The 14,545-nt window shown below is 33.1% G+C and carries 19 protein-coding genes; all 19 read left to right on the forward strand.

Annotation, left to right across the window (positions count from 1 at the left end):
- Positions 1-2: 2 nt before the first annotated feature.
- The 19 genes from FYJ26_RS04395 to FYJ26_RS04485 all read left to right on the forward strand — a co-directional run bounded on the left by FYJ26_RS04395 (position 3) and on the right by FYJ26_RS04485 (position 14,541).
- Positions 3-293: a BMC domain-containing protein gene (locus tag FYJ26_RS04395; RefSeq protein WP_154540004.1), complete on the forward strand. Its 291-nt coding sequence runs from the start codon at positions 3-5 to the stop codon at positions 291-293.
- Positions 294-305: 12 nt separating this feature from the next.
- Positions 306-1,739: an aldehyde dehydrogenase family protein gene (locus FYJ26_RS04400; protein ID WP_154540006.1), complete on the forward strand. Its 1,434-nt coding sequence runs from the start codon at positions 306-308 to the stop codon at positions 1,737-1,739.
- An 8-nt stretch (positions 1,740-1,747) separates the two neighbouring features.
- Positions 1,748-4,297 carry a choline trimethylamine-lyase gene (cutC, locus tag FYJ26_RS04405; protein WP_154540008.1) on the forward strand — a complete coding sequence of 850 codons (2,550 nt, stop codon included), beginning with the start codon at positions 1,748-1,750 and terminating at the stop codon, positions 4,295-4,297.
- 20 nt (positions 4,298-4,317) lie between these two features.
- Positions 4,318-5,280 (forward strand): choline TMA-lyase-activating enzyme, encoded by a 963-nt coding sequence (gene cutD, locus FYJ26_RS04410; RefSeq protein ID WP_154540010.1) that lies wholly within the window; start codon positions 4,318-4,320, stop codon positions 5,278-5,280.
- An 8-nt stretch (positions 5,281-5,288) separates the two neighbouring features.
- The gene (locus FYJ26_RS04415; RefSeq protein ID WP_154540012.1) at positions 5,289-5,627 is read left to right on the forward strand and encodes a BMC domain-containing protein; all 339 of its coding nucleotides are present in this window, start codon (positions 5,289-5,291) and stop codon (positions 5,625-5,627) included.
- Complete coding sequence (locus FYJ26_RS04420; protein ID WP_154540014.1) at positions 5,624-6,079, forward strand: EutP/PduV family microcompartment system protein; 456 nt, start codon at positions 5,624-5,626, stop codon at positions 6,077-6,079. The genes FYJ26_RS04415 and FYJ26_RS04420 overlap by 4 nt, the downstream gene beginning before the upstream one ends.
- The gene (locus FYJ26_RS04425) at positions 6,067-6,591 is read left to right on the forward strand and encodes a cobalamin adenosyltransferase (RefSeq protein ID WP_154540016.1); all 525 of its coding nucleotides are present in this window, start codon (positions 6,067-6,069) and stop codon (positions 6,589-6,591) included. Before FYJ26_RS04420 ends, FYJ26_RS04425 begins: the two co-directional genes overlap by 13 nt.
- A 4-nt stretch (positions 6,592-6,595) precedes the next feature.
- The gene (eutJ, locus tag FYJ26_RS04430; protein WP_176269765.1) at positions 6,596-7,432 is read left to right on the forward strand and encodes an ethanolamine utilization protein EutJ; all 837 of its coding nucleotides are present in this window, start codon (positions 6,596-6,598) and stop codon (positions 7,430-7,432) included.
- Positions 7,422-7,715, forward strand: coding sequence for a BMC domain-containing protein (locus FYJ26_RS04435; RefSeq protein ID WP_154540018.1), 294 nt, complete (start codon positions 7,422-7,424; stop codon positions 7,713-7,715). Before eutJ ends, FYJ26_RS04435 begins: the two co-directional genes overlap by 11 nt.
- Positions 7,709-7,978, forward strand: a complete 270-nt coding sequence (locus FYJ26_RS04440) for a EutN/CcmL family microcompartment protein (RefSeq protein WP_154540020.1) — start codon at positions 7,709-7,711, stop codon at positions 7,976-7,978. The genes FYJ26_RS04435 and FYJ26_RS04440 overlap by 7 nt, the downstream gene beginning before the upstream one ends.
- Positions 7,979-7,989: 11 nt before the next feature.
- Positions 7,990-8,310, forward strand: a complete 321-nt coding sequence (locus FYJ26_RS04445) for a hypothetical protein (protein WP_154540022.1) — start codon at positions 7,990-7,992, stop codon at positions 8,308-8,310.
- Complete coding sequence (locus FYJ26_RS04450) at positions 8,311-8,955, forward strand: phosphate propanoyltransferase (protein WP_154540024.1); 645 nt, start codon at positions 8,311-8,313, stop codon at positions 8,953-8,955.
- A 147-nt stretch (positions 8,956-9,102) separates the two neighbouring features.
- A complete protein-coding gene (gene eutM / locus FYJ26_RS04455) occupies positions 9,103-9,384 on the forward strand; it encodes an ethanolamine utilization microcompartment protein EutM (protein ID WP_154540243.1) in 282 nt (93 codons plus the stop codon).
- Between the two features lie 55 nt (positions 9,385-9,439).
- A complete protein-coding gene (locus FYJ26_RS04460) occupies positions 9,440-11,014 on the forward strand; it encodes an acetaldehyde dehydrogenase (acetylating) (RefSeq protein WP_154540026.1) in 1,575 nt (524 codons plus the stop codon).
- 36 nt (positions 11,015-11,050) lie between these two features.
- Positions 11,051-11,329, forward strand: coding sequence for an ethanolamine utilization microcompartment protein EutM (eutM, locus tag FYJ26_RS04465; RefSeq protein WP_326831241.1), 279 nt, complete (start codon positions 11,051-11,053; stop codon positions 11,327-11,329).
- A gap of 11 nt (positions 11,330-11,340) precedes the next feature.
- Entirely contained in the window at positions 11,341-12,132 is a 792-nt protein-coding gene (locus tag FYJ26_RS04470; protein ID WP_154540030.1) for a tetratricopeptide repeat protein, read from the forward strand.
- Entirely contained in the window at positions 12,129-13,055 is a 927-nt protein-coding gene (locus FYJ26_RS04475; RefSeq protein ID WP_154540032.1) for a DUF4037 domain-containing protein, read from the forward strand. The genes FYJ26_RS04470 and FYJ26_RS04475 overlap by 4 nt, the downstream gene beginning before the upstream one ends.
- Entirely contained in the window at positions 13,056-13,700 is a 645-nt protein-coding gene (locus tag FYJ26_RS04480; protein ID WP_154540034.1) for a DUF4125 family protein, read from the forward strand.
- Positions 13,690-14,541, forward strand: a complete 852-nt coding sequence (locus FYJ26_RS04485; protein ID WP_154540036.1) for a MerR family transcriptional regulator — start codon at positions 13,690-13,692, stop codon at positions 14,539-14,541. Before FYJ26_RS04480 ends, FYJ26_RS04485 begins: the two co-directional genes overlap by 11 nt.
- The last annotated feature ends 4 nt before the right edge of the window (positions 14,542-14,545 follow it).

Raw genomic sequence — 14,545 nt, forward strand, 5'->3', positions numbered from 1 at the left:
ATATGCAAGCATTCGGAGGTATAGAAACTTTCGGTTTAGTGTATGTGCTTGAGGCTGCTGATGCGATGGAAAAGGCAAGTGATGTAGAAATAGTAGGCTACGAAAATGTGGCAAGTGGTTATATATCAGTTCTTATAAAAGGAGACGTATCAGCAGTTGAAGCAGCAGTTGAGGCAGGAGTTAGGGCGGTAGAAGCCATGGGAGCAGAAGTTTATTCATCTCTAGTTATACCATCTCCTCACCCAGACCTTAACAAGGTAACCGAAATATATAATTTAGACAATTTAGTATAGAAAGGGAGAATTATGAAAGTTATAGATACTGACCTTCTTTCTGTACAAGAAGCAAGAATTCTTCTAGAAGAAGCCTACCATAGCAGGGAAAATCTTCTAGAAGTTGATAAGAAAACAAGAGCTTATCTACTAGGAAAAATCAAAAAATACTACGAGGAAAATTTGGAAAAGCTTACAAAACTTGCTTTTGATGAAACAAATTATGGCAAGAGTGAAGATGAACTAAGACTTGCTAAATTTTATCTTGATAACTTAGATGAAGAACTTAGGGACTATCCTCAAATATTTGATGTAGTCGAAAGAGGCCATAACAAGGAAGTAGCTCTAGCAAAGGGAGTAAGTCTAATCTTTATAGCACCATATCTTTCAACCCTTACAAGTTTTCAAGCAATATATCTTGCAACAAGAGCAGCGAATCCAGTAATAATTGTAAGCGATTCAAGGTGTAAGCAGACAGTAACAAAGATGGTTAAGGATATCATAAAGATAGAAGATGAACTCTACTATCCAAAGGGATCTTTATCAATACTAGAATATGGCTCTAAACTTGGAGAAAGAACACTTTATGAAAGTGATAAAGTTTCCTTCATTGTAGAAAATATCTTAAGTGATAATAAAAGAGAAATAAAAAATGAAAATGCTCAAGTTTTCGAAGCAGAAGTTGGAAATAACATTGTCTTTATAGACAAGTCTTGTGATGTTGATAAGGCAAGCTATGAAGTAATAAATTCAAAGGCTTTTAATAATGGTCTTCTTCCAGGGGTTGAACAATCCATAGTAGTTGAAGAAAATGTTTATGAAAAAACAGTAGAAAGCTTTAAAAAACATGGTGCTTACTTTTTATCAAAAGATGAGCATGTGGAACTTGAAAAGATAATCTATGACAAAGACCATAAGGTTAGAAAAGAACTTATAGGAAGAACAGTTAAAGAAATTGCAGATATAGCAGGGATAAAAGTGGATGATGATACAAAAATACTTGTAGTTACAAAACCTTACGTATCAGAAACAAGTCCTTATTCAAAAGAAAAATATAACCCTATAGTTTCTTTATATATAGAAAATGACTGGTTAAACGCCTGTGAAAAATGTGTAGAGTTAATTTTAAATGATAAAAAGGGTCAAAGCCTTTCAATTTACTCAAACGATTCTTATGTAATAGAGCAATTTATAGAGAAAAAGCCAGTGTCAAGAGTTTTAGTAAATTCGCCAACAGGACTTGGCTCAGTAGGGATAGGAACAAATTTACCTATATCATTTTCCTTATCAACTAAGAAGATAGACGGAAGCAACCAAACTTCCCTTAGTCCAAATCACTTTATGAAATTTAGGGAAATTGGTATATGCGATAGAGATGATATAAACTCATTTTTAAACAAAAAAGAAATAGAAAAAGATAAAAATTTATTTAGTAAAGTGTTAAATTCATTAAACAAAGATTATTAGGAGGAGAAATGGACTTAAGAGAATTTTCTAAGAAGTTAGCCATGGCTACAGAGCACATGTCTGATGAAGAAAAACAAAGTGTACGTCAATTATTTGAAAAAGTACAAGACCAATTAAATAAAAAAACAGAATCAAGCCAAAACCTAAATGCAGGATTTGAATCAGAAGGAGAAGAAATTCCAGATGGTCCTACTCAAAGACTAGTAGACCTTAAAAATAATTTCTTAAAGCAAGTACCAACTATTACTATACATAGAGCAAAGATAGTAACAGAACTTGCTAAAGAAAATCCAGGAATGCCTGAAATAATTCTTAGAGCAAAATCATTTAGAAAATGTTGTGAAACAGCACCATTAGTTATCCAAGACGAAGAGCTTATAGTTGGAGCACCATGTGGAGCACCAAGAAGTGGAGCCTTCTCACCAGATATATCATGGAGATGGCTAAGAGATGAGCTTGATACTATAGGAGATAGACCACAAGATCCATTCTATATTTCAGAAGAAGACAAGCAATATTGTAAAGATATAATATTTCCATATTGGGAAGGAAGATCACTTGACGAAGCTTGTGAGGCAAAATATAGAGATGCTGGAGTATGGGAATTATCAGGAGAATCATTCGTATCTGACTGTTCTTACCATCAAATAAATGGAGGTGGGGACTCAAACCCAGGTTATGACGTAATTCTTATGAAAAAGGGTATGCTTGATATCCAAAACGAAGCAAAAGAACACCTAGAAAAACTAGACTACTCAAATCCTGAAGATATAGACAAAATCTATTTCTACAAATCAGTAATAGAAACAACAGAAGGTGTAATGATCTATGCTAAGAGAATGAGTGAATATGCAAAAGAACTTGCTAGAGGAGAATCTAATCCAAAAAGAAAAAGAGAACTCGAAAAGATAGCCGAAGTTAACGCTCATGTTCCAGCTCACAAGCCTAGAACATTCTGGGAAGCTATTCAATCAGTATTTACAATAGAATCTCTACTTGTAGTAGAAGAAAATCAAACAGGTATGTCAATAGGAAGAGTTGACCAATACATGTATCCATTTTACAAAGCTGACATCGAAGAGGGAAGAATTAATGACTATCAAGCGTTCGAACTTGCAGGATGTATGCTTATAAAAATGAGTGAGATGATGTGGCTTACAAGTGAAGGTTCATCTAAATTCTTTGCAGGATACCAACCATTCGTAAACATGACAGTAGGTGGTGTTACAAGAGAAGGAAGAGATGCTACTAATGACTTAACATATCTTTTAATGGATGCAGTAAGGCACGTAAAGGTATATCAACCATCACTTGCAACAAGAATTCATACCAAATCACCAGAAAAATATCTAAGAAAGATTGTAGATGTAGTAAGAAGTGGTATGGGATTTCCGGCTTGTCACTTTGATGATACTCACATTAAGATGATGCTTGCAAAAGGTGTAAGTGTGGAAGATGCAAGAGACTATTGTATGATGGGATGCGTTGAGCCACAAAAATCAGGTAGACTATACCAATGGACATCAACATCTTATACACAATGGCCAATAGCAATTGAGCTTGTACTAAACAACGGCGTTCCACTTTGGTATGGAAAACAGGTAACACCAGATCTTGGAAGCCTATCACAATATGACACATATGAAAAATTCCAAAAAGCAGTTTATGAACAAGTTTCATATATAACAAAGCTTACAGCAGCAGCCACAACAATCTCACAAATAGTACACAGAGACATGGCACCAAAGCCACTTATGTCAATCATGTATGAAGGCTGTATGGAAAGTGGAAAGGACGTATCAGCAGGTGGTGCAATGTATAATTTCGGACCAGGAGTAGTTTGGTCAGGACTTGCAACATATGCAGATAGTATGGCAGCAATTAAAAAACTTGTATACGATGACAAAAAATATACACTAGAAGAATTAAACCAAGCACTTAAAGCAGACTTTGAAGGCTATGACCAAATCAAAAGAGACTGCCTAGATGCACCAAAATATGGTAACGATGATGATTATGCTGATAATATTTGTAATGACATAATCACATTTACAGAAAGAGAACACGCAAAATACAAAACACTTTACTCAAGACTTTGTCACGGAACTCTTTCAATATCAAACAACACACCATTTGGTCAAATGACAGGAGCTTCTGCTAATGGACGTGGTGCATGGACACCACTTTCAGATGGTATATCACCAACTCAAGGTGCAGACTACAAGGGTCCTACAGCAATCATTAAGTCAGTATCAAAAATGGCAAATGATTCAATGAATATGGGGATGGTTCACAACTTTAAGATTCAAAAAGGAATTCTTGATTCAAAAGAAGGAGAAAATGCTCTTGTTACACTACTTCGTACAGCTTGTATGTATGGAAATGGTGAAATGCAATTTAACTACTTAGACAATGAAACAATGTTAGATGCACAAAAACACCCAGAAAAACATAGAGACTTAGTAGTTCGTGTAGCTGGATATTCAGCATTCTTCGTAGAATTATGTAAGGACGTACAAGACGAGATTATAAGCCGTACAATGCTAGAACATTTCTAAGATAATAGAAAGGATTAAGGATGGATGTAGATTTAAAAAAAGATGGGATTGAAAGATGTGCAAGAATCTTTAATACCCAAAAATACAACGTCCACGATGGTCCTGGAGTTAGAACTTTAATATTCTTCAAGGGTTGCCCACTTAGGTGTAAGTGGTGCTCTAACCCAGAAGGACTTAGAAGTGACTGCCAGGTAATGATGAAGAAGAATGCTTGTATAAACTGTGGCCTCTGTGTTGGAGTTTGTCCTAAGAAAATCCACTATATGGAAAATGGAGTCCATAAGATAAATCGTGATATAACTTGTATAGGTTGTAGAAAATGCGAAAAAGCCTGCCTTCAAAATGCCATAGAAATAGTTGGAGAAGATAAGACAATATCAGAGATAATGGATATTGTAAGAGAGGACAAAGATTTTTATTTGATGAGTGGTGGAGGACTTACGGTTGGAGGAGGCGAATGTTCAAATCAAGCAGAAAGCCTAAAATCACTCCTTGAAGCAAGCCATATGGATGGGATAAATACAGCCATAGAAACTTGTGGATATATGTCTCAAAAATCCCTTGATTTAATAAAAGATCATGTTGACTTATTCCTATTTGATATAAAACAAATGGATCCTGTAAAACACAAATATTGGACTGGAGTAAATAACGAAAGAATCCTAAGAAACCTAGCCTATCTCTTAGAAAATGGGCACAAGGTTAGAGTAAGGATGCCAATTCTTAAAGGAGTAAATGATAGCAAAGAAGAAATAATGGCAGTAGTAGACTTTCTAGAAGACTACAAGTGCTTTAAAAACTTTGATGGAATAGATCTTCTACCATACCATAGATATGGAGTAGGAAAGTATGGACAACTAGACATGGAATATCCAATGGATAAGGAAATGGAAGGGGAATTTGGATTATCAGGTGAAGAACTTGACAGGATTCAAAAATGGATTGACGAAGAAAATATAGAAGTAAACTTAGTAAGGCATTAGGTGAAAAAATGGAAAATCTACAAAGAATAGTACAAGAATCAGTACCAGGAAAACAAATAACCCTACTTCATTTAATATCTTCACCAGATTCACAAGTTAACGAAAAAATTGGACTTGACAAGGGAAATGCCATAGGAATAATGACACTTACACCCACAGAGAGCTCAATTATAGCAGCAGATGTAGCATCAAAGGCTGCGTGTGTGGAAATTTGTTTTATAGATAGGTTCAACGGATGTGTTCTTTTGCAAGGAGATAATGAAAGTGTAAGACAATCTCTTGAAGCAGTAAAAGATACATTTGAAAGAATGCTTAAATTTACATCATCTCCTGTAACAATATCATGAAACTAAAGTGGCTTATTATAGGAAATGACGGGGTTGGGAAAACAAGCTTATCATCTATTATAGAAGAAAAAGACCTAAACAAGAAAAAAAGCCTCGACTTTCAATATAGGGATAAGACAATAGAAGCTCCTGAAGGTTTTATAGAAAACTCCTACCTAAACAATGCCTTAATAATGGTCGGGCAAAACCAAGCGAAAGTAGTTGTTTTTATGCTTGATGATGAAAAAGACAACCACATTCCACCTAACTTTGCCAAAACATTTACAAGAAAAACCATTACCATAATAAATAAAATCGACCTTTATGACAAAGAGGACATGGATAGGTTAAGAGAGATAAAAGATTCAATAGGAAGTGAAATAGGATTTGAAATATCCTTAAAAACAGGTGAGGGAGTCGATAAATTAAAAAAATATATAGAAGAAATTGAGGATGAAAGATGCTTTTTATAACAGAAGATAAATTAAGAAATCAATATAAAAAAAGCCCTTTTGACTCATACCTACTAAAAAAAGGAAACAAGCTCACTCCTCAAGCAAGACAATTTCTCATAGACTTTAGGATAAAAATCATAAATGAAGAAAATCCTAAGCCTATAAAAAAGAAAGAAGATTTAAAGATTGAAGATAAAGTCTTTAAAGATAAGAAGTATATAAAAAAAGTTCTAATTCTAAAAGAACTTGCCCTAGATATAAGAGAATTTGATCAAGAATTTGCCTTAATAATAAATCAATATGCCTTAGACTTTTATAAGAAAAAAGAAATTAAAATCGATCAAACAGATATTAGTAAAGATGAGGCGATTGAGATATACATAAAGCTAGATCTCATAAGTCCATACCTAAGGGCATTTACAAGTATAAATAAGGCCATAGAAAAACTAGAAGAAATTCATGATGATGATGTAGAAAAAATATCATCAATCCTATATGACTGGTTTATAAATATAAGCAAAGGAGGATAGTCTTATTAATTTAGAAAATGTAAATAAAGTTATAAAAGATTTCGAAAAATCAATAGAAAATCCTAAAAAATCCAAGGGCAAAAAACTTTACACAGGTGTAGACCTAGGTACAGCCTTTATTGTACTTTGTGTTTTTGATGAAGATAAAAAACCAATAGCCGGTGCTTATGAATTTGCTCAAGTAGTAAGGGATGGGATGGTAGTTGATTATATAGGAGCTTGTGACATAGTAAGAAAACTTAAAAGTAAGCTTGAAGAAGAAATTGGGGATGAGCTTATCTATGCAGGATGTGCAATCCCTCCAGGAACAGAAAACATTGACGGTGGAGCTGTCAAAAATGTCGTAGAATCCGCAGGTTTTATAACAGAAAAAGTTCTAGATGAGCCAAGTGCAGCAAATACACTCCTAAAGCTTGATAATGGAGCAGTGGTAGATATAGGTGGCGGCACAACAGGTATATCTATAATAAAGGATAATAAGGTAATAAAAGTTTTGGATGAGGCCAGTGGAGGTACTCACTTTTCCTTAGTTTTATCAGGGGCATATAAGGTAGACTTTGATAAGGCTGAAGAGATAAAAAGAGACTTCAACAAACATCAAGAAATCTTTCCTGTGGTAAGAGCTGTAATAGATAAAATAATTTCAATAATTGATAATGCTTGTATGGGTTATGACATAGATCAAATAGTTCTTGTAGGTGGTACAGCACTTTTAACTGGTATGGAAGAATATATTGAGAAAAAACTTGGTATAAGGACTTTAAAACCATCAAATCCAATGTTTGTAACACCAATTGGAATTGCTCTTTCACTTATAGAGGATGATAAAAATGGACATTAAGCTAATAAAGGCACCAAGTCCTGCAACACTTGATATAATACAAAACAGATCAAAGCTTAAATTTGATAAAAGCCCTGGAGCCATGGGACTTGTTCAAGGAAAGATGATAGAAATGACCGTAGCTTGTGATATAGCTTATAAGACTAGTGGTGTAGAAGTGTCAGATGTAAGAGGATCTTGTCCTCAAAATATGGTCATGCTTGCCATAGTAGGTGATATGGAAGAAGTCAAGGTAGCACTTAGAAATATTGAAGAAAAAAGCAAGGAAAAAGACATATGGTAATCGCAAAACTTATTGGCAATGTATGGGCAACAAGAAAATATGATTCACTAAATGGTTTAAAGTTTATGTTAGTAGAAATTTTAGACGGAAGTGATAAAAATAAAAAAATTGTAGCAGTAGATACTATAGGAGCAGGAAGGGGAGATAGGGTTATAATAACCCAAGGTTCATCAGCAAGAGCAATCCTTGAAGAAGAATCTCATAGTAAAATTCCTGTTGATGCTGTCATAGTTGGAATAATAGATGAGGATTGCGATTTTTAAGGGAGGTTTTAATGAAAAGACTTATAAGCCAAGAAGAAGTCTTAAAAAATAAGGATCAAAAAGAAATCTTTGTTGATAAAAATACCTTAATAACTGCAGCAGCTAGGGACCTTTGTAAGGACTTAGGTATAGAAATAAAGTGTATTAATTCAGTTAAAGAGGTAGAAGAAAATAAAGAATCTACAAAAAAAGAATATATAGAAATTAAAGAAAAAGAAAATAAAAAAGAAAACCAAGCTGTTTTATCAGAAAACCAAATCTATAACATCCTAAAAGATGGTATAAATCAAGGACTAATATCAGAAAGTGATATTGAAAGGATGTTGGGATAGATGAGTGAGTTTAGTCTGTTACTTAGTAAATTAGTGGAAAATTATAAAGAAAATAATGAAAAAATTAATATAGACCTTTACAAAATACCTATAGGTATATCAGGAAGACATATTCACCTTTCACAAAAAGACTTAGATACCTTATTTGGAAAGGGATATGAACTTACACCCATAAAAAAACTATCACAACCTGGTCAATTTGCTTGTAAAGAAACACTTACAATAGCAGCTAGGAAGGGATGTATAGAAAATGTAAGGATAATAGGTCCTGTAAGAAGTCAAAGCCAGGTAGAAATACTTAGGGCAGATGCTTTTAAACTAGGAATAAAACCTGTTTTAAGACTTTCAGGAGATTTAGAAAATACTCCAGGAGTTACCATTATAGGAGCTAAAGGAAGCATAATACTTAAAGAAGGTGTAATAGTAGCCCAAAGACATATCCACTTTAACAATGAACAAGCAAGAGTTCGTGGTTATAAAAATGGAGACATAGTTTCCATAAGAGTAGGTGGACAAAGATCAGCTATTCTAGAAAATGTAAGCATCAGGGTAGGAGATAATGGATACCTTGATTGTCACATTGACCAAGAAGAGGCAAATGCCTTAGGACTTGGCCCAAAAGACTATGCAGAGATTATAAGATAAGGGGTTTAGATGACTGAAAAAAAAGAACAAGCTAAAAATGAAACTGTAAACAAAAAAACAGAAAACGAAAAAAAAGTTCAAGAAGAAGTAAAAGAAATATCAAATAAAACAAAAAATAAAAAAGAAGAAAAAAAGGAGATAAAAACAATGGCACAATTAGATGCATTAGGAATGATTGAAACAAAAGGTTTAGTAGGAAGTATCGAAGCAGCAGATGCAATGGTAAAGGCAGCAAATGTAACATTAGTTGGAAAAGAACATGTAGGTGGAGGCCTTGTAACAGTTCTTGTAAGAGGAGATGTAGGAGCAGTGAAAGCAGCAACAGATGCAGGAGCTGCAGCAGCACAAAGAGTTGGAGAATTAATCTCAGTACATGTAATTCCAAGACCACATGCAGAAGTAGAAACAATCTTACCTCATAAAGAATAAGAAAAACCTTTAAAATTAATAGATAAAAATTTAAAAATATAGAAAGAAGGTAAGTATGCAAGAATTCGATTTTGATCTTGCTTCTATTCAAGCCGCAAGAGACCTTGCAAGACGTGGACACGAAGCAGAACTTAAACTAAGAGATTATACATTTGACCAAATTGATAGAATCATAAAAGCCATAGCAGAAGCTGGAGAAATCCACGCAAAAGAACTTGCGCAAATGGCAGTAGAAGAAACAGGATTTGGTAAAGTTGAAGATAAAATTTATAAAAACCACATGGCTAGCGGACTTCTATATGAAGGAATCAAAAACCAACAAACAATCGGCATAGTAGATGCTGATGAAGCTGGTCAAGTAATAACAATAGCAGATCCAGTTGGCCTAATAATGGGAATTGTTCCATCAACAAATCCAACATCAACTGTTTTATATAATTCAATGATAGCTATAAAATCAAGAAATCCGATTATCTTTAGTCCACATCCAAAGGCTAGTAAGTGTACAGCCAGGGCAATTGAGATAGTAAACGAAGCAGCAGTAAAGGCTGGAGCACCAGATAACATAGTTCAAGGATTATCAAAACTTTCTATGGATGCAACCAACGCCCTAATGCATGCTGATGAAGTTAAACTTATCATCGCTACAGGTGGACCAGCAATGGTAAAAGCAGCATATTCAGCTGGGAAACCAGCTATTGGAGTAGGTGCAGGAAACTCACCAGCTTATATTGAAAGAACTGCAGATATTAAAAGGGCCGTAAGAAATATAATGGCTTCAAAGACATTTGACAATGGTACTATCTGTGCTTCAGAGCAATCAATAATAGTAGAAAGATCAAATAGAGAAGAAGTTATAAGAGAATTTAAACAAGCCGGCGCCTACTTCATGAATGATGAAGAATGCAAAAAAGTTTGTGCCCTTTTATTTAGAAATGGGACAGCAATGAACCCTAACTTTGTAGGTAGAAGTGCAAAGGTAATAGCCGATGCTGCAGGAATATCAATTCCACAAGGTACAAGAATACTTATAGGCGAACAATATGGAGTTGGTAAAGAATATCCACTTTCATTTGAAAAACTTACATCAGTATTAGGATTTTATACAGTAAGTGACTGGAAAGAAGCATGCGATCTATCATTTAAACTTCTTGAAAATGGTATAGGACACACAATGAGTCTTCACACAGAAGATAAGGAAATTGCAAGGAAATTTGCTATAAAACCAGCAAGTAGAATCTTAGTAAATACAGGTGGAACAATGGGTGGTACTGGACTTTCAACAGGACTTCCAATAGCATTAACACTTGGATGTGGAACAATGGGTGGCTCAAGTGTATCTGAAAATGTTGGACCAAAACATTTAGTAAACTTTAAAAAACTAGTATATGGAACAATTGATGCAGATAAGGTAGTAGCAGAAGACAAAATATTTGCTAAGTATCATGGAAATTGCTCAAGTCAAATAAATAATGGACTACCAAAATACTTTGAATATTCAACAGGATGTAACAATTGTAAAACTGAGGAAGAAAGAAAACATTCAAACTTTAATGAAACAGGAGAGATTAACCTAGAAGAATTAAAAGATATGGTTGACTCACTAGTAAAAGCCTTCAAAGGTGAATAATACGTTTATAAATTAAAATAAAAATAAAGGAGAATTATAATGAACGAAGCATTAGGAATGATTGAAACAAAAGGTTTAGTAGGAAGTATCGAAGCAGCAGATGCAATGGTAAAGGCAGCAAATGTAACATTAGTTGGAAAAGAACATGTAGGTGGAGGCCTTGTAACAGTTCTTGTAAGAGGAGATGTAGGAGCAGTGAAAGCAGCAACAGATGCAGGAGCTGCAGCAGCACAAAGGGTTGGAGAATTAATCTCAGTACATGTAATTCCAAGACCACACACAGAAGTAGAAACAATTCTTCCTTCTAGAAAATAAGAATAAAAAATATGCGATATGATTTATCGAACTTTTATGGAAAATTAGAAGAAAAGTTTAATAAATCTCAAGCAAGAGAAACCCTAATATACCTATTAGAAGAATTCTCTAAAACAATAAGTTTAAAGGATGAAGGAGCCATTATCTTTGTAGGTAATGAGCTCTCATCTTTTCTTAGAGTAAAGGGACAGACAGACCTTGCTTATAAGATTTATAAAATATTAGTTGACTTAGTTATAAAAAACTATGGCAAAAAATCTAAAGAATATGCAAGTCTTCTCTTAAATATAGGAAACTGTGATATAGTAGCAAAAAACTACGATAAGGCCATAAAAAGGCTTGATGAATGTGAAGAAATCCTTAAAAACTTTGATGATATAGGCTATCTACTAGCTAGTCTATATAATAATAGGTCACAAGCTTATAGGGCAAAATCTATCCTAGATAAAGCTGAAGCTGATATAGAAAAAGCCCTAGACTTAATAGATAAAAAGGAAAGAATTGCAGTATCTAGGATAAATCTTGCAGAAATTTTAATACTTAAAAAAGAATATAACAAGGCCCTTACAAATGCAAAGCTTGCCATAGACTATTATGAAAAAAATAATCTTAAAGTACCTCATTTAGCTAATGCCTATGCAACTTGTGCTAATATCTTTTATAAACTAGGAGAATATGATATAGCAATCAAATATTACAAAAAAGCAATTGAAGTATTCGATCAAACAGTAGGAGAAGGTCCAGTTAAAAAAGTTCTAGAAAGAAATCTAGAAGAGGCAAAAAGGAAAAGAGATATCTTATGAAGGCAATAGAATTATCAAAAAACTACTTCTATGATGTAGCTTATCCTATCTTTAAAAAAGAATATCCACAAATTGAAGACATCTGGGCTACAGGCTTGGTTGGAGAAGGATCAGAAAACTTTAGGCTAGATGATGAAATCTCAAAAGACCATGACTATGGTCCGGGATTTTGTATATGGTTAAAAGAAGAAGATAAGATAAAGCACCAAAGAAAAATAGAAGAAATTTTAAAGAAAATCCCTAAAAAATATATGGGATATGAAAGAATCGAGACAGCTACTGCTGGCAAAAGAACGGGACTTTTTTCTATAGAAGAATTTTATTACAAGTACACATCTTTTAGGAAATTTCCTATAGAAGATATTGATTTTCTTAAAATTCCAGAATCATATCTAGCGACAGCAACTAATGGCGAAGTATTTTTTGATAATTGTAAGATTTTTACAAGATATAGATTATACCTAAAAGAATTCTATCCAGATGATGTGTTAAAGAAAAAACTTGCAGCCTACTTATTTCAAATGGGACAAGCTGGACAATATAACCTAAAAAGAAGCCTTGATAGAAAAGATATTGGTGGAGTTTTTTTATCAAAAAGTGAATTTATAGAGGGATTATTCGGTTCACTTTTCTTACTTGCTAAAGTATATATGCCATATTATAAACTCAGACTAAGAAGATTAAAACAAATAGATTACTATCCAAAAGAGCTTATAAATGATATAGAAAAATTTATCCTTTCAAATGATTATAAAGAGCTTATAGACTTATCCGAAAAACTATCTATATATATAAAAGAAATATTAAAGTTTAGAAATATGACAAGGATAGATGAGTCATTTTTACTTATCCAAGCTCAGCAAGTACAAAAATCTATAAGAAATCCACAAATTAGAAATATAAGTCTTATGAAAGGAAATTAAATGAGAGATATATTTTTATATGTAGATAAGGAAAAGTTAGATGAAATCTATAAAGAAAAAAATATAAGCAAAGAGTCTAGGGCAAAGATAAATTTTATTGTAAACTTTGAATGGGATCAATTTGACAAAGTCAAAGGACTCAATGGAAGGGCATCATGTCAAGACTCTCCTATAGAGTTTATGATAATGAGACTTGCCCAATACCTATCATATGATAGAGAGCTTATAAGTCTAATCTTTGATGACATGGCTTACGCAAAAGATGAAAAATTTAATCCAATCTATGATAAGTATGCTAGAATGATGGAATATACAGATAAGAAAAACTTTGAAAAAATAAAGAAAAGTCTAAATTATTTATCACCAGTAAAAAGATCTACACTTTTATCTATCAAAAATGCTCTACAAAATCAAAAAGTCAAACTTCCAGATAAGCTTGAAAAAGTAAGGCCAGAAAAAAGTGAGTCAAAAAGAATCTCTTCCACAGACTATTTTATATGTGAGATATCTTTTATGTCCCTAAAAACCTTATGGAAAATAGAAGAGTTAGTAAAAATGAAAAACCATAATTTAGTTGAAAAAATATATCAAAATACTATATATTTATATAAAAGATTGAATTATGGGGTGGGAAATGAAAGATAAAAATGAACTTTATTCTATAGGACAAGCATCAAAGCTTGCAGATGTATCTACAAGAACCCTAAGACACTATGAGTCTATAGGAATAATAAAACCAGACTATGTCAAAGAAAATGGCTACAGATACTATAATAAGGACACCATAATGATGATGTCAATAATAAAATACCTACAATTTATGGACTTTTCCCTAGATGAGATAAAAGAATTCATCTTCAAAGCAAATTACCATGACATAGATGAAAGCTTTAGCAAACTTATAAAAAATACAGAAAATGAAATAAAAAAACTTAGGGAAAGATTAGTTATAATAAAAGATTGGCATGAGCTTATAAACGAAGCAGCAGCAGCTTTTACCTTGGGAAATAGCAATCCAAGCGTAAAATACTTCGAAGAAGAAGAGTTTATAGCTTATCCATTTGACTTTGACTACAATTACGAAAAGTCTATCCTAAGTCTTGATTATACAAACTTTGTAAAAGAAGAAAATAACAAGATTACAGGCGCAGTCATGTTTTATTTTTCCTCCTTTGTAGATAGGATAAAACATGAAGATGAAAATAGAGATATTGATGCAATCTACATCCAAAAAACTGTGAAAGATATTGAAAATAGAAACCATATATTCAAAAGAGAAAAGGGATTTTATGCATCAGTTTACCACTTTGGACCATATAATAATATAAAGAAATCCTACAAAAAGCTCATAGAATGGAGCAAAAGCTATAGGTACAAATTAAAGGGTTCATCCATAGAAAGATTTGTTGTGGATACATGGACCTTTAGGGATAAGAGCCAGTACTTAACAGAAATACTTATACCGATAGAAATGAAAGTAAATTAAAGGA

It is taken from the genome of Anaerococcus porci (assembly GCF_009696575.1).
GTDB classification, from domain to species: Bacteria; Bacillota; Clostridia; order Tissierellales; family Peptoniphilaceae; genus Anaerococcus; species Anaerococcus porci.

Bases quoted from the DNA above. Each gene is read 5' to 3' on its own strand.
- FYJ26_RS04395 (WP_154540004.1), top strand. From the start codon at position 3: ATGCAAGCATTCGGAGGTATAGAAACTTTCGGTTTAGTGTATGTGCTT.
- FYJ26_RS04400 (WP_154540006.1), top strand. From the start codon at position 306: ATGAAAGTTATAGATACTGACCTTCTTTCTGTACAAGAAGCAAGAATT.
- cutC (WP_154540008.1), top strand. From the start codon at position 1,748: ATGGACTTAAGAGAATTTTCTAAGAAGTTAGCCATGGCTACAGAGCAC.
- cutD (WP_154540010.1), top strand. From the start codon at position 4,318: ATGGATGTAGATTTAAAAAAAGATGGGATTGAAAGATGTGCAAGAATC.
- FYJ26_RS04415 (WP_154540012.1), top strand. From the start codon at position 5,289: ATGGAAAATCTACAAAGAATAGTACAAGAATCAGTACCAGGAAAACAA.
- FYJ26_RS04420 (WP_154540014.1), top strand. From the start codon at position 5,624: ATGAAACTAAAGTGGCTTATTATAGGAAATGACGGGGTTGGGAAAACA.
- FYJ26_RS04425 (WP_154540016.1), top strand. From the start codon at position 6,067: ATGCTTTTTATAACAGAAGATAAATTAAGAAATCAATATAAAAAAAGC.
- FYJ26_RS04435 (WP_154540018.1), top strand. From the start codon at position 7,422: ATGGACATTAAGCTAATAAAGGCACCAAGTCCTGCAACACTTGATATA.
- FYJ26_RS04440 (WP_154540020.1), top strand. From the start codon at position 7,709: ATGGTAATCGCAAAACTTATTGGCAATGTATGGGCAACAAGAAAATAT.
- FYJ26_RS04445 (WP_154540022.1), top strand. From the start codon at position 7,990: ATGAAAAGACTTATAAGCCAAGAAGAAGTCTTAAAAAATAAGGATCAA.
- FYJ26_RS04450 (WP_154540024.1), top strand. From the start codon at position 8,311: ATGAGTGAGTTTAGTCTGTTACTTAGTAAATTAGTGGAAAATTATAAA.
- eutM (WP_154540243.1), top strand. From the start codon at position 9,103: ATGGCACAATTAGATGCATTAGGAATGATTGAAACAAAAGGTTTAGTA.
- FYJ26_RS04460 (WP_154540026.1), top strand. From the start codon at position 9,440: ATGCAAGAATTCGATTTTGATCTTGCTTCTATTCAAGCCGCAAGAGAC.
- FYJ26_RS04470 (WP_154540030.1), top strand. From the start codon at position 11,341: ATGCGATATGATTTATCGAACTTTTATGGAAAATTAGAAGAAAAGTTT.
- FYJ26_RS04475 (WP_154540032.1), top strand. From the start codon at position 12,129: ATGAAGGCAATAGAATTATCAAAAAACTACTTCTATGATGTAGCTTAT.
- FYJ26_RS04480 (WP_154540034.1), top strand. From the start codon at position 13,056: ATGAGAGATATATTTTTATATGTAGATAAGGAAAAGTTAGATGAAATC.
- FYJ26_RS04485 (WP_154540036.1), top strand. From the start codon at position 13,690: ATGAAAGATAAAAATGAACTTTATTCTATAGGACAAGCATCAAAGCTT.